General features: G+C 61.5%; 14 protein-coding genes. 2 read left to right on the top strand and 12 right to left on the bottom strand.

The window, feature by feature from the left end:
* Nucleotide 1: 1 nt before the first annotated feature.
* From pabC to LQ215_RS11920, 8 genes are all read right to left on the bottom strand, one after another.
* On the bottom strand, nt 2-817 hold the full coding sequence (pabC, locus tag LQ215_RS11955; RefSeq protein ID WP_230150007.1) for an aminodeoxychorismate lyase: 816 nt from the start codon (nt 815-817) through the stop codon (nt 2-4).
* Nucleotides 817-2,061 carry a beta-ketoacyl-ACP synthase II gene (gene fabF / locus LQ215_RS11950; protein ID WP_230150004.1) on the bottom strand — a complete coding sequence of 415 codons (1,245 nt, stop codon included), beginning with the start codon at nt 2,059-2,061 and terminating at the stop codon, nt 817-819. The genes pabC and fabF overlap by 1 nt, the downstream gene beginning before the upstream one ends.
* Nucleotides 2,062-2,169: 108 nt before the next feature.
* A complete protein-coding gene (acpP, locus tag LQ215_RS11945; protein WP_003175607.1) occupies nt 2,170-2,406 on the bottom strand; it encodes an acyl carrier protein in 237 nt (78 codons plus the stop codon).
* Nucleotides 2,407-2,597: 191 nt separating this feature from the next.
* Nucleotides 2,598-3,341: a 3-oxoacyl-ACP reductase FabG gene (fabG, locus tag LQ215_RS11940; RefSeq protein ID WP_003204256.1), complete on the bottom strand. Its 744-nt coding sequence runs from the start codon at nt 3,339-3,341 to the stop codon at nt 2,598-2,600.
* A 15-nt stretch (nt 3,342-3,356) separates the two neighbouring features.
* On the bottom strand, nt 3,357-4,295 hold the full coding sequence (gene fabD / locus LQ215_RS11935) for an ACP S-malonyltransferase (protein ID WP_003204258.1): 939 nt from the start codon (nt 4,293-4,295) through the stop codon (nt 3,357-3,359).
* Nucleotides 4,296-4,418: 123 nt separating this feature from the next.
* Nucleotides 4,419-5,429, bottom strand: a complete 1,011-nt coding sequence (plsX, locus tag LQ215_RS11930) for a phosphate acyltransferase PlsX (RefSeq protein WP_290369105.1) — start codon at nt 5,427-5,429, stop codon at nt 4,419-4,421.
* 4 nt (nt 5,430-5,433) lie between these two features.
* Nucleotides 5,434-5,616, bottom strand: a complete 183-nt coding sequence (gene rpmF / locus LQ215_RS11925; protein ID WP_003179396.1) for a 50S ribosomal protein L32 — start codon at nt 5,614-5,616, stop codon at nt 5,434-5,436.
* 13 nt (nt 5,617-5,629) lie between these two features.
* Nucleotides 5,630-6,157 (bottom strand): YceD family protein, encoded by a 528-nt coding sequence (locus LQ215_RS11920; protein WP_003204262.1) that lies wholly within the window; start codon nt 6,155-6,157, stop codon nt 5,630-5,632.
* A gap of 105 nt (nt 6,158-6,262) precedes the next feature.
* Here LQ215_RS11920 and LQ215_RS11915 point away from each other — a divergent pair, with 105 nt between their 5' ends.
* Nucleotides 6,263-6,841 (top strand): Maf family protein, encoded by a 579-nt coding sequence (locus LQ215_RS11915; RefSeq protein WP_230149995.1) that lies wholly within the window; start codon nt 6,263-6,265, stop codon nt 6,839-6,841.
* Between the two features lie 151 nt (nt 6,842-6,992).
* Here the strand turns inward: LQ215_RS11915 and sppA are convergent, their stop codons facing one another.
* Genes sppA through rluC form a run of 3 tightly spaced genes read right to left on the bottom strand, consistent with a single transcriptional unit; the run spans nt 6,993 to nt 9,611 of the window.
* The gene (gene sppA / locus LQ215_RS11910; protein WP_230149993.1) at nt 6,993-7,982 is read right to left on the bottom strand and encodes a signal peptide peptidase SppA; all 990 of its coding nucleotides are present in this window, start codon (nt 7,980-7,982) and stop codon (nt 6,993-6,995) included.
* Between the two features lie 20 nt (nt 7,983-8,002).
* Entirely contained in the window at nt 8,003-8,665 is a 663-nt protein-coding gene (locus LQ215_RS11905; RefSeq protein ID WP_230149991.1) for an HAD-IIIA family hydrolase, read from the bottom strand.
* Nucleotides 8,655-9,611, bottom strand: a complete 957-nt coding sequence (rluC, locus tag LQ215_RS11900; RefSeq protein ID WP_230149989.1) for a 23S rRNA pseudouridine(955/2504/2580) synthase RluC — start codon at nt 9,609-9,611, stop codon at nt 8,655-8,657. The genes LQ215_RS11905 and rluC overlap by 11 nt, the downstream gene beginning before the upstream one ends.
* A 699-nt stretch (nt 9,612-10,310) precedes the next feature.
* On the opposite strand from rluC, the gene rne reads away from it, so the two are divergent.
* Nucleotides 10,311-13,511: a ribonuclease E gene (rne, locus tag LQ215_RS11895; protein WP_230149986.1), complete on the top strand. Its 3,201-nt coding sequence runs from the start codon at nt 10,311-10,313 to the stop codon at nt 13,509-13,511.
* Between the two features lie 357 nt (nt 13,512-13,868).
* Here rne and LQ215_RS11890 read toward each other — a convergent pair whose 3' ends face one another.
* Nucleotides 13,869-14,459 (bottom strand): nucleotidyltransferase family protein, encoded by a 591-nt coding sequence (locus tag LQ215_RS11890; protein WP_230149984.1) that lies wholly within the window; start codon nt 14,457-14,459, stop codon nt 13,869-13,871.
* Nucleotides 14,460-14,479 lie beyond the last annotated feature (20 nt).

The following is a 14,479-nucleotide window of genomic DNA, read 5'->3' as shown; positions in this document are numbered from 1 at the left end:
ATCAAACATCCAATAGCGCACGGGCAAGGCTTTGCAGTTTACGGGTGAGCGGGCCAACCGACCAGCGCGCCGAACCGCATCCGCGTACCGGCCACACGCCATAAACGCTGTTGCAGACGAAGACTTCATCCGCCTGGTGCAGTTGTTCGAGACTGATATCGGTGATTTGCGTGGCGATGCCTTGGGACTTGGCTTGAAACAATAATTCTGCGCGCATCACGCCGGCCACCCCGCAACGGCTCAGGTCCGCCGTGAACAACACGTCATCGCGCACCAGGAACAGGTTGCTGAACACACCTTCGATCACCCGTCCGGACGTATCCAGCATCAAGCCTTCGGCGTACTGCCCATCGCGCCATTCGGCACGAGCCAGCACTTGTTCCAGGCGATTGAGGTGCTTGAGGCCGGCGAGCAAGGGCTGCTCGGACAACCGCACGCTGCAGGGAAACAGCAGAACGCCTTGTTCGGCATGGGCGGCGGGATAAGCGGCAGGTGGGTTGCCTTGCAGGATGCGTCGGGCCGGCGTCGAAGGATCTGCGGCATAACCGCGCAGACTGTCGCCACGGGTCACGATCAGCTTCAGCACGCCGCTGCCCAGGCGCCGGGCATAGGCATTCAGCTCGGTGCTCAACGCCTTCATGTCGACGTTGAGCGCCAGCCGCCGGCAACCGGCCTCCAGGCGTTGCAGGTGGCGGTCCAGCAACACTGGCCCGCCATCGTGCACGGCGAGGGTTTCGAACAACCCATCGCCGTAAGCCAGGCCTCGATCTTTCAGCGACAGGACGTCGGCCGGCTGACCGTCGACCCAGCTTTCCATCAGCCAGCGAACCGGCGGAACACCAGCGAACCGTTGGTCCCGCCAAAGCCGAAGGAGTTGGACAGCACCACATCGATGTCCATGCCGCGGGCAGTGTGCGGTACGAAGTCCAGGTCGCAGCCTTCGTCCGGCTCATCGAGGTTGATGGTCGGCGGCGCTGTCTGGCTGTTGATCGCCAGGACGCTGAAGATCGCTTCCACCGCCCCTGCCGCACCCAGCAGGTGACCGGTCATGGATTTGGTCGAGCTGACCGCCAGCTTGTAGGCGTGCTCGCCGAACACGGTCTTGATCGCCTGGGCTTCGGCCAGGTCGCCGGCCGGGGTCGACGTACCGTGGGCATTGATGTACTGCACCTGCTCGCCGTTGACTTTGGCATCACGCAAGGCGTTGGCGATGCAGCGGGCAGCACCGGCGCCATCGGCCGGTGGCGACGTCATGTGGTACGCATCGCCACTGGTGCCAAAGCCGATCAGCTCGGCATAGATGGTCGCGCCGCGCGCCTTGGCGTGCTCCAGCTCCTCGAGCACCAGCGCACCGGCACCGTCGGACAGCACGAAGCCATCGCGGCCCTTGTCCCACGGCCGGCTCGCACGGGCGGGCTCGTCGTTGCGGGTCGACAGCGCGCGGGAAGCACCAAAGCCACCCATGCCCAGGCCGCAAGCTGCCATCTCGGCGCCACCGGCTATCATCACGTCGGCTTCGTCGTACATGATGTTGCGCGCGGCCATGCCGATGCAGTGGGTACCGGTGGTGCACGCCGTGGCAATGGCGTAGTTGGGTCCCTGGGCACCCAGGTGGATGGACAGGAAACCGGAAATCATGTTGATGATCGAGCCCGGCACGAAGAACGGAGAAATCCGTCGCGGCCCCGATTCGTGCAGCGTGCGGCTGGTTTCTTCGATATTGGTCAAGCCGCCAATACCCGAACCCATGGCCACGCCGATGCGTTCACGGTTGGCGTCGGTGACTTCCAGCCCAGCGTTGCGCACTGCCTGGAAACCGGCTGCCAAGCCGTATTGAATGAACAGGTCAAGCTTGCGAGCTTCCTTGACCGACAGGTATTCCTCGACATTGAAGCCCTTTACCGAGCCGCCAAAACGGGTGGAATAGGCAGAAAGGTCGGTGTGTTCGATCAGACCAATGCCACTGCGGCCAGCCAGAATGCCCTGCCAACTGCTCGGCACATCCGTGCCCAGTGGCGACAACATACCCATACCGGTGACTACGACGCGTCTACGCGACACAGCACTCTCCTTTTTCTAATGACGACTTTGCATCAGGCCTAAAGAAAAAACCGCACGCCGTGATGGCAGTGCGGTTTTTCCATGACAGCTAGCGACGACTAAAAACGATTACGCCTGGTGGCTGGTAACGTAGTCGATAGCAGCTTGTACAGTAGTGATCTTTTCAGCTTCTTCGTCAGGAATCTCGGTCTCGAATTCCTCTTCCAGAGCCATCACCAGCTCAACAGTGTCAAGGGAGTCGGCACCCAGGTCTTCAACGAAGGAAGCGGTGTTCACAACTTCTTCTTCTTTAACGCCCAGTTGCTCGGCAACGATTTTCTTGACGCGCTCTTCGATGGTGCTCATACCTTGTTTTCACTCCTAATGGACAAATTCAGGCAGCTGGCCGGTGGGTAAGTGTATAGAAGAACTTTTCGGTTTTTCAACCGAAAGCTTCACTCCTCAAACCCTGCGGCCCGCCGTCTATAAATTGATTGCAGCTTTATAACGGATTTTAGACAGCTCGTATGACATTTTTTTGAAGCAATCCGTCACATTTAACTCATGTACATCCCGCCGTTTACCGGGATTGTAGCCCCGGTCACGTATGCCGCACCGTCCGACGCAAGAAAAGCGACCACGGACGCGATTTCTTGAGCTTGCCCCAGACGACCCAGCGGAATCTGCGTCAACAAGGCTTCACGCTGTGCTTCCGGCAGTTCACGGGTCATGTCGGTGTCGATGAAACCCGGTGCAACCGAGTTTACCGTAATCGAGCGCGAACCCACTTCACGCGCCAGCGCACGGCTGAAACCCTCCAGACCGGCCTTCGCCGCAGCATAGTTTACTTGGCCTGCGTTGCCCATGGCACCCACAACCGAACCGATACTGATAATTCGACCCCAGCGAGCCTTGGTCATGCCACGCAAAACGCCCTTGGACAGCCGGTACAGACTGTTCAGGTTGGTGTCGATCACGTCGAACCATTCGTCATCTTTCATGCGCATCATCAGGTTATCGCGGGTGATACCGGCATTATTGACCAGGATCGCCGGCGCACCGAACTGCTCCTGAATGCTTGCCAGCACCGCCGCAACGGATTCGTCGCTGGTGACGTTCAGCTCCAGGCCGGTGCCTTGGATGCCGTTTTCCTTCAGGGTCGCAGCGATACGCTCGGCGCCCGAAGCGGAAGTCGCGGTGCCAATAACGATGGCGCCTTGACGACCCAGTTCCAGGGCGATGGCCTGGCCGATGCCACGGCTTGCACCGGTCACCAGTGCAACTTTACCTTGCAGACTCATGCAAGCTTCTCCTGTTCAGGCCTGCGCTGCACGGGCGGCAGCGAAGGCGTCTGGGGTGTTGAGGTTGGAAGTCGACACGCCTTCGGCGCAGCGTTTGTTCAGGCCCGCCAGCACTTTGCCAGGGCCGCATTCGACCAGCTCGGTCGCGCCCTTGGCCGCCAGGGTCTGCACCGATTCGACCCAGCGAACCGGCTTGTAGAGTTGCTCCAGCAGATCACGCTTGAGGGTCTCGAGATCTGGCGCGACGTTGGCGCTGACGTTCTGCACCACGGGGATCTGCGGGGCCTGCCAGTCGATGGCGGCAATGGATTCGGCAAAGCGCTCGGCAGCCGGACGCATCAGTTCGCAGTGCGACGGTACGCTGACCGGCAGTGGCATGGCGCGCTTGGCACCACGGGCCTTGCAGCCCTCGATGGCGCGTTCGACAGCAGCCTTGGCACCGGCGATGACCACCTGGCCCGGGGAGTTGAAGTTCACCGCACTGACCACATCGCCTTGCGCCGCTTCGGCACAGGCAGCCAGCACATCGGCGTCTTCCAGGCCGAGGATCGCGGCCATGCCGCCCTGCCCGGCCGGAACCGCTTCCTGCATCAACTGGCCACGACGTTCCACCAGTTTCACCGCGTCGCCCAGGCTCAGGCTGCCAGCGGCTACGAGAGCGCTGTATTCGCCCAGGCTGTGACCAGCGACGAATGCCGGGCGCGCGCCGCCTTCAGCCAGCCACAGGCGCCACAAGGCGATGGAGGCGGTCAGGATGGCCGGTTGGGTTTTATCGGTTTGATTGAGGCGTTCTTCCGGCCCTTGCTGGGTCAGGGCCCAGAGGTCATAGCCGAGCGCATCGGAAGCTTCTTTGAATGTTTCGAGGATCAGCGGGTATTGCGCGCCCAGCTCGGCCAGCATGCCGAGGGACTGCGAGCCCTGTCCTGGAAAGACGAATGCGAGGGAAGCAGACATGAAAACAAAGCCCCTAATGATCTTGTCGTCAAAAATTGACGCCCCTGGGGGCGCTAGGAAACTGAGAGTTGGATGGCGGGTTGAACCGACCGGTCACATTTAAGCATTGTCGGACGAAAACGCCTAAGTTAACAAATCCTCGAGGCGACCACGCAGGCGCTCCGGCAGGTTTTCCTGGATCTCGATCACGGCCCGGTTGATCGCGCTCTGGAAACCCTGCACGCCCGCCGAGCCGTGGCTCTTGATCACGATTCCCTGCAACCCGAGGAAACTCGCACCGTTGTGCCGCGCCGGCGCCAGGTCGGCCTGCAACCGACGCATCAACGGCAGCGCCAGGGCGCCGACCACCCGAGAGGCGAAGCTCTGCCTGAACAAGGCCTCGATGCGCTGGCCGATCATGGTGGCCAGGCCTTCGCTGGACTTGAGCAGGATATTGCCGACGAAGCCATCGCACACCACCACATCCGCCTCGCCACGGTACAAGCCGTCGCCTTCGACGAAGCCGATGTAGTTGATGCCCCTCGCAGCCTGCAGCAGCGTGGCCGCCAGCTTGACCTGCTGGTTGCCCTTGATGTCTTCGGTGCCGATGTTCAGCAACGCCACACGAGGGCGCACGATGCCCAGGGTTTGCGCCGCGACCGAGCCCATCACCGCAAACTGCAGCAAATGTTCGGCACTGCAATCGACGTTGGCCCCCAGGTCGAGCAACTGACAAAACCCACGCTGGGTCGGAATCGCCGCAACCATTGCAGGCCGGTCGATACCCGGCAAGGTCTTGAGCACGTAGCGCGACAGCGCCATCAACGCACCGGTATTACCAGCACTGACGCATGCCTGGACCTTGCCATCGCGCAGCAGCTCAAGGGCCACCCGCATCGAGGCGTCAGGCTTGCCGCGCAGGGCCTGGGCCGGCTTTTCGTCCATGGTGATGATTTCGGACGCCGAGGCAATCGTCAGGCGCGCGCGATCGGCAGCCGATTGGCCGCTGAGCATTTCTTCCAGGAGGGAGGGTTGACCGACGAGGGTCAGGTGCAGCGAGGGCGTAGCATTCAGACAAGCAAGGCTGGCCTGAACAATGCTGCGGGGACCGAAGTCCCCGCCCATTGCGTCAATCGCGATGACTTGAGCGGACAAGTGATTACTCGTCGGCGCCCTTGTCGATCACTTTACGGCCACGGTATACGCCTTCTGGCGATACGTGGTGACGCAGGTGAACTTCACCAGTGGTTTTTTCTACAGACAGGGTGCTAGCCTCGAGAGCGTCGTGCGAACGGCGCATGTCACGGGCAGAGCGGGATTTTTTGTTCTGCTGAACAGCCATAATTGATTAACTCCTAAACGTTTGGGTCACGCTTTAACTGCGCCAATACACTGAACGGGTTGGACCGCGTTACCTCGTCCTCGCTCGGTTCGGGCTCATCTGCTCCCGCCGGCTGCTGGCATTCTTCCGGATGATGAGCAGGCACAATGGGCAAGGCGAGCAGAAGCTCCTCCTCGATCAGTGACTGCAGATCCAATGGATCTTCGCCCAGTTCCAGCACGTCATAACCTTTCGGCAACGACTGGGTATTCGCACCCTCCTTCACCACGGCGTAACTGCATTCGCTGTGGATCGGCAGGGTGACCAGCTCAAGACAACGCTGGCAAACCATTTTGACTTCAGTGTCGATAAAGCTGTGGATTACCACAGATTTACGTTCATCTCGTTCAAAAACGAATTTGGCCTGGACCGTACCGACATCGTCGGAAAGCGGGTCGCAGAGTCTCTTCAAATCGGCCAGCAGCAGTTCACCTTGGAGGGTGGTGCCACGGTCAGCCAATTTGCGCGGGTCAACGTGAGGTGGAATCGGGTCATTCAACATAGGCGCAGCATTATAGGGATGCCCCCGGCCATGTCAAAGGAAATTCAGCCCTGTCCGTCACTTGCGCGCCTCGCTAGAATTCAGCCCTGCCTTTTGGAGCCGCCCATGCTGCCTTTATTACTTGCCTCAAGCTCGGTCTATCGCCGGGAATTGCTTGCCCGCCTGGGACTGCCGTTCGTCTGCTGCTCACCCGACATCGACGAAAGCCGTCGCCCCGGCGAGCCGGCCCTCGAACTGGTCAAGCGCCTGGCCCGGGAAAAAGCCCTGGCACTGGCCGACAGCCACCCGGCACACCTGATCATCGGCTCAGACCAGGTCGCCGTACTCGGCGAGCGCATCCTGGGCAAGCCCCACACCTTCGAGAATGCCCGCGAACAGCTACTGGCCGCCAGCGGTGCCAAGGTCACGCTCCTGACCGGCCTGGCGCTGCTCAACAGCCAGACGGGCGCCTGCCAGGTCGATTGTGTGGCGTTTACCGTCAATATGCGTGCCCTGGACCCAGAACGCGTCGAACGCTACCTGCGGGCCGAGCAACCTTACGACTGCGCCGGTAGCTTCAAGGCCGAGGGATTGGGCGTAAGCCTGTTCCAGAGCACCGAAGGGCCGGACGCCACCAGCCTGGTCGGACTGCCACTGATTCGTCTTGTGGATATGTTGCTGGCCGAGGGCGTGCAGGTTCCCTGACCTGAGAATCATCCGTGGCGAGGGAGCTTGCTCCCGCTCGGTTGCGCAGCGACCGCAGAAATTTGGGGCCGCTGCGCAGCCCAGCGGGAGCAAGCTCCCTCGCCACAAGGGCCAGCACCAGCCGCCCCCTGCATTGAAGCTCCCAAGACGATCAGCGCAGCGCCGGCCCCTGGAAGCCCATCCACATCGCCAGATGCTCGGCGATGCTTGCCCCCAGCTTTTTCGAGAAGCGATCGAACGGTGACTCTTCGATCGTGAAGTCCACCAGGTCCTTTTGACCGATCACATCCCGCGCCACCGAACTGGCACTGCCCAAGCCGTCGATCAGGCCCAGCGGCAATGCCTGTTCCCCCGACCAGACCAGCCCGGAAAACAGCTCAGGATGCTCCTTGTCCTTCAGGCGCTCGCCTCGGCCCTTCTTGACGCTGGCAATAAATTGATTGTGGGTGGTGTCGAGCACGCTCTGCCAAAAAGCGGTTTCTTCAGGCTTTTGCGGCTGGAACGGATCAAGGAAAGATTTATGCTCGCCGGAGGTGTACACGCGACGCTCCACGCCCAGCTTATCCATGGTCCCGACAAAGCCATAGCCGGCCGCCGTCACACCAATGGAGCCCACCAGGCTGGCCTTGTCGGCATAGATCTGGTCCGCCGCACTGGCAATGTAATAGGCACCGGAAGCACCGAGATCGGAGATGACCGCATACACCTTGATATCCGGATGCAATGCGCGCAACCGCACGATCTCGTCGTAGACGTACCCCGATTGCACCGGGCTACCGCCGGGACTGTTGATGCGCAGCACCACGCCCTTGACCTTCGAGTCCTCGAAGGCGGCCCGCAGGCTACCGACAATGTTGTCGGCACTGGCAGGCTCTTTGTCGGCGATCACGCCCTCGATATTGATCAAGGCGGTGTACGCCGAGCCGGCGACAGCGCTTTTCTCCATATTCATCAGCGGCGTGAACAGCGCCAATGCAACAAAGAGATAAGTAAAGGTCAGCAACTTGAAGAAAATACCCCAGCGACGGGAGCGACGCTGTTCCTGCACACTGGCGAGCAAGGTTGTCTCCAACAGCTTCCAGCTTTTGTCATCCCCGCTCTCGGCGCTCGCCTTGACAGGTGCTTTCCATTCATCGGTCATGCGTGAATCCCCAGCAAAACTTAAAGAGCCCGCTGGCTCAGCCAGGCGTGCAATTCAGGAAAATGATCAATGGCCAGTCGCGGTTCGAACGCCCGTAGCGCCTCGATCGTTTGAGCGCCGTAACTGACCGCCACCGAACCCATGCCGGCGTTGCGCGCCATCTGCAGGTCGAATGACGAATCCCCGACCATCAGCGCCTCCTCCGGCCGCACGTTGCAGTGCGCCAGTATCTGCTCGAGCATCAACGGGTGCGGCTTGCTTGCAGTTTCGTCCGCGGCACGGGTGATATCGAAAAACGCCTCCCAACCATGGGACTTGAGCACTCGGTCCAGCCCGCGACGAGCCTTTCCGGTTGCGACAGCCAGGTGATAACCCTCGGCACGCAGAGCCTCCAGCGTACCCGCCACGCCATCGAACAACGGCGAAGGCTCGGCCTCCAGCGCGATGTAGTGATCGGCATAATGCTGGCGAAAAACTACCAGCTCATTGTCGTCAATCCCTGGATACAGGCTGCGAATGGCTTCCGGCAACCCGAGACCGATGATGCCTTTCACCGCGAAGTCGTCGCACCGGGCAAACGCCATACGGTCCGAGGCGACATGCATCGCCTCCACGATCCGACCTATGGAGTTCGCCAGAGTGCCGTCCCAATCGAAGATCAGCAGCTTGTAGTCAGGATGCACTCAACCGCTCCACGGTCTTGGCCCACATGTCATCCACCGGGGCCTGCAATTTCAGCTCGCCACCATCGGGCAGCGGCACGGTCAGCATGTAGGCATGAAGAAACAGGCGCTTACCGCCCAGGTCGCGGATTTCCTTGGAGAAATCGTCATCGCCGTATTTGCTGTCGCCGGCAATGCAATGCCCGGCATGCAAGGTGTGGACACGGATCTGGTGAGTACGCCCGGTCACCGGCTTGGCCTCGATCAGGGTGGCGAAGTCGTCGAAGCGGCGCAGCACCTTGAACACCGTCAGCGCCTCCTTGCCCTCCTCGTTGACTTCGACCATGCGCTCGCCGGAACGCAGGTTGCTCTTGAGCAACGGCGCACGGACTTGCTTGATGGAGGTTTCCCAGCGGCCACGCACCAGCGCCATGTAGCGTTTGTCGACGCCGTCGCCGCGCAATTGCTCGTGCAGGTGGCGCAACATGCTGCGCTTCTTGGCGATCATCAGCAGGCCGGAGGTGTCGCGGTCGAGGCGATGGACCAGCTCCAGCTCCTTGGCGTCCGGGCGCAACTGACGAAAGGCTTCGATCACACCGAAATTCAGGCCGCTGCCGCCGTGAACCGCAATGCCCGCGGGCTTGTTGATCACGATCAGGGCCTTGTCTTCATAGATGATCGACGCTTCGAGGCGCTGCAGCAGCCCCTGGGCCAGGGGCACCGGCTCGTCACGCTCGGGCACGCGAACTGGCGGTACGCGCACGATGTCACCGGCCTGGAGCTTGTATTCGGGCTTGATCCGACCTTTGTTCACCCGCACTTCGCCTTTGCGCAAAATGCGGTAGATCAAGGTCTTGGGCACGCCTTTGAGCCGGGCCAGCAGGAAGTTATCGATTCGTTGGCCGGCATATTCCGGCGAGACCTCGAGCAGTTGAACGCCAGGGGTCGAAGGGGCAGTAGTTGTCATGGCGGCGATCATAACAATTTTTTATGGAATTGAAGCACTTAATCATTGCTGCTATAGTCGCGAACGCCGCCAAAAGTGGCTGGACAGTGGACTAACGGTCAAAAACCGGCCCTGACCAACGCAATTCACGAGGACGAGAGGCCGTCCTACGGGGCTTTCGCTACGTAACGGTAGAGTTTTCAGGTGTAACGAGCGCAGGTGACATGAGGCCTGAAATACGCCGCAAAGCAGAGTTTTGACTCGCCTTGCGCGCCACATTCACGGCCAGTTCACAAAGTGCAGTCAGCTGCAGACGACCCCGAGCGAATGCTTCGGAAACAACGCCTAAATTAGCCATGATGCGTGACCTCCCCTTCCGGAGCTCACGGTAAATGCCAACCCGCTGCGGATTCTGCGCGCGGCAGCACCCGAATTATCAGGGATACGTGTAGGGTGGAGATGTACAACCGTCGGACTGTGTAGCACTAGGCTTATATTTAGACGCTTCATCTCGTCCACAGGCGCCGGTTGATTCCTCCTCCTGACTGAGTGCTTGAGTACCAGCAAGCAGGACGCGTCCGTCGCGACTTCGCCATCATTGGGTCGAACTCGCTGGACACTGGAGTGGCCTTGCCATCTCCAGGACGCACCTGACACCGACCGTGAGAAGTCGTGTGTGCCGAACGCCGTTTCCGGCAGCCCGGAAACCGACGGTACTACATGAAAAGAATGCTGATTAACGCAACTCAACCCGAAGAGTTGCGTGTTGCACTGGTAGACGGCCAGCGCCTCTACGACCTGGATATCGAATCCGGTGCACGCGAGCAGAAGAAGGCCAACATCTATAAAGGCCGGATTACTCGCATCGAACCAAGCCTTGAGGCTGCCTTTGTCGATTTCGGCTCCGAGCGCCACGGCTTCCTGCCCCTCAAAGAAATCTCCCGCGAATACTTCAAGAAGGCCCCTGAAGGCCGCGTCAACATCAAGGACGTCCTGAGCGAAGGCCAGGAAGTCATTGTCCAGGTCGAAAAAGAAGAACGTGGCAACAAGGGCGCCGCCCTGACCACCTTCATCAGCCTGGCCGGCCGTTACCTGGTCCTGATGCCGAACAACCCTCGCGCCGGTGGCATCTCCCGCCGCATCGAAGGCGAAGAGCGCAACGAACTGCGTGAAGCCCTGAACGGCCTGGTTGCCCCGGCTGACATGGGCCTGATCGTGCGCACTGCCGGCCTTGGCCGCAGCAGCGAAGAAATGCAGTGGGACCTCGACTACCTGCTGCAACTGTGGACCGCCATCAAAGAAGCCTCGCTGGATCGCTCCGCGCCGTTCCTGATCTACCAGGAAAGCAACGTGATCATCCGCGCCATCCGCGATTACCTGCGCCAGGACATCGGCGAAGTGCTGATCGACAGCGTCGAAGCCCAGGACGAAGCCCTGACCTTCATTCGCCAGGTGATGCCGCAGTACGCCAGCAAGATCAAGCTCTACGAAGACAGCGTTCCGCTGTTCAACCGTTTCCAGATCGAAAGCCAGATCGAGACCGCCTTCCAGCGCGTCGTCGAACTGCCGTCCGGCGGCTCCATCGTCATCGACCCGACCGAAGCCCTGGTGTCCATCGACATCAACTCGGCCCGCGCCACCAAAGGCAGCGACATCGAAGAAACCGCCCTGCAGACCAACCTTGAAGCGGCCGAAGAAATCGCCCGCCAGTTGCGCCTGCGCGACATCGGCGGCCTGATCGTCATCGACTTCATCGACATGACCCCGGCCAAGAACCAGCGCGCCGTGGAAGAAAAGGTCCGTGAATGCCTGGAAGCCGACCGCGCCCGCGTACAGGTCGGTCGCATCTCGCGCTTCGGCCTGCTGGAAATGTCCCGTCAGCGCCTGCGTCCGTCCCTGGGCGAAAGCAGCGGCATCGTTTGCCCGCGTTGCAACGGCACCGGCATCATCCGTGACGTCGAGTCGCTGTCCCTGGCGATCCTGCGCCTGATCGAAGAAGAAGCCCTGAAAGACCGCACCGCCGAAGTTCGCGCCCAGGTGCCGATCCCGGTGGCCGCGTTCCTGCTCAACGAAAAACGCAACTCGATCACCAAGATCGAACTGCGTACCCGCGCCCGTATCGTCATCCTGCCGAACGATCACCTCGAGACGCCGCACTTCGAAGTGCAGCGCCTGCGCGATGACAGCCCGGAAGCCCACACCAACCAGTCCAGCTACGAAATCGCTGCTGCCGCTGCCGAAGTGGAAGAAGTCCAGCCGGCCGCCGCCGCCACACGCACCCTGGTTCGCCAGGAAGCCGCGGTCAAGACCGCACCGGCCCGCGCCAATGCGCCGGTTCCGACCGAAGTGGCCGCTCCGGTTGCCGCCCCGGCCGCTGCTCCAGAACCAAGCCTGTTCAAAGGCCTGGTGAAGTCGCTGGTCAGCCTGTTCGCCACCAAGGAAGAACCTGCTGCCCCGGCCGTCGTCACCAAGCCGGCCACGACCGAGCGTCCTGCTCGCAACGAAGAACGGCGTAACGGTCGCCAACAGACCCGCAACCGCAACGGTCGTCGTGACGAAGAACGCAAACCTCGCGAAGAGCGTGCACCGCGTGAAGAACGCGCGCCACGTGAGCCACGTGAAGAGCGTCAACCGCGCGAAGCCCGTGAGGAAACGCCAGCCGTAGCCCGCGAAGAGCGTGCACCGCGTCCGCCGCGTGAAGAACGCCAGCCGCGCGCACCGCGTGAAGATCGCAAGCCACGTGGCGAGCGTGAAGAACGTGTTCGCGAACTGCGCGAGCCACTGGATGCCGCCCCGGCCGCTGCTGCCGCCACCGCTGAAGAGCGTCCGGCCCGCCAGCCTCGTGAAGAACGCGCACCGCGTCCGCCACGTGAAGAGCGCCAGCCACGCGCCGAGCAGGCAGCCGCTGCTGCCAGCGAAGAAGAAGTACTGAACACCGAAGAGCAGTTGCAGGAAGACGGCCAGGACACCGCCGAAGGCGATCGTCCACGCCGCCGCTCCCGTGGCCAGCGTCGTCGCAGCAACCGTCGTGAGCGTCAGCGCGACGCCAACGGCAACGTGATCGAAGGTTCGGAAGAGTCCGAGTCCACCGAGAACGCCGAAGCGCCAAGCGCTGCCGACCTGGCAGCTGGCCTGGCCGTGACTGCGGCCGTTGCCAGCAGCGCGATCAGCGCCCCGGCTGAAGCCGAGGCTCACGAACAAGCCGAACGCGCTACCGCTGCCGTGGAAAGCGCGCCAGTTGCTGAAGCGCCGGTAGTCGAAGCCACTACTCCGGTAGAAGCCACTGCTTCGCCAGAAGTGGAAGTCGCCCCGGCCCATGAAGCCCAGGTTGCTGAAACTGAAGTGGTCGCCGAGCCTGCACCGGTCGTCGAGCAGCCAGTGGTAGCCGCTGAACCGGCCTTCGAAGCACCGGCCGAGGAAAAGGCACCAGAGCCTGCCCGCGAGGAGCAGACTGCGTTCAACTGGACCGCCGAGCCCGCTGCACCGGCACCTGTTGTCGAGCCAGAACCGACACCAGAACCCGTGAAAGCGGTCGAGCCAGAAGTGGTCGAGCCTGCCCCAGTGGTCGAAGCACCCGTGGTTGTCGAAGCACCTGCCCCGGTTGAAGCGCCTGCACCTGCCAGCGCCCTGACCGCGAATGGCCGCGCGCCGAACGATCCGCGTGAAGTGCGTCGTCGCAAGCGTGAAGCCGAGCGTCTGCAGAAGGAAGCCGAACAAGCTGCCGCTGCTGCCGCTCAAGCGCCTGCTGCCGAGCCAGCTCCAGCCGTGGAAGAAGTCGCCGAGGCAGCCCCTGCCCCGGTCGCCGAGACCCCGGCCGAATCGGCTCCGACATTCGACGAACCTCAGCACACCGCTGAAGAAGTCGCGCCGCGTCACACTGAAGCCCTGGAAAAAGAGCACGAGCCTAAACCTCACGCCTGATTCCACCGCCCAGTAAAAAGCCCCGCCTAGTCATGCCAGGCGGGGCTTTTTTATGCCTTCAGACTTATCCCCAGGGGCTAGTGCTAGGCACAAGACTTATGCCCACTGAAAATCCAATGTGGGAGCCGAGCTTGCTCGCGATGGCGTCGGCTCAGCTTGTATCAATGGTGAATGTCAGGCCGCTTTCGCGAGCAAGCTCGCTCCCACAGGGGGACCGGGGTTGGGCACAAGACTTATGCCCACTGAAAATCCAATGTGGGAGCGAGCCTGCTCGCGATGGCACCGGCTCAGCTTGCATCAATGGTGAATGCCAGACCGCTTTCGCGAGCTCGCTCCCACAGGCTTCTGCGTCGTCTGTTATTTGAAGGTCAGTGCTTCTGGCACATCGACATCCCACGTCACGCCTGGGTCATCCACCGGCACTTCGACCACTTGCGCCCCGGTAAATAATGCCTTGGCCCCTCGATCGCCGGTCAATGCCATCAGTTTCGGCCCAAACTCTCGACCGAACCCCACCGGATGCCCGTACTCACCTGCCAGGACCGGCACGCTGATGCGGTCCGCGCGGATCGCCGCCGCCACCTGTTCAATGCTTGACGGCAGGATAAAGGGCATGTCGCCCAGCACCATCAGCCAGCCATCAAGGTCCGGGCAGGCCTGGACGCCGGCGGCAATGCTGTCGCCCAGGCCGGGCGAGTCCAGTTCAACGAAATCGCAGCCATAGGCCTGGGCCATGCGAACGGCTTGCGGCCGGTCCTTGCTCGTCACCAGCAGGCGTTTTTCCAGGACGGCTGGCAGATTCACCAGCACCTGTTCGATCACCGACCGCACAGCGCCGTCACGCCCGGTGCAATCAGCCAGCAATTTATCCTTGTCCGGGCCTGCAACACGGCGGAAACGGCTGCCCGATCCGGCCGCCAGGATGATCACGCCAATCGACTCGCTCATACGCTCTCCTTGCCCACGGC

The sequence above is a fragment of the Pseudomonas brassicacearum genome (genome assembly GCF_918698105.1).
Taxonomy (GTDB): domain Bacteria; phylum Pseudomonadota; class Gammaproteobacteria; order Pseudomonadales; family Pseudomonadaceae; genus Aquipseudomonas; species Aquipseudomonas brassicacearum_F.
Note: the sequence above shows the minus strand (reverse complement) of the source record. Positions and strands in the feature narration are given on the sequence as shown.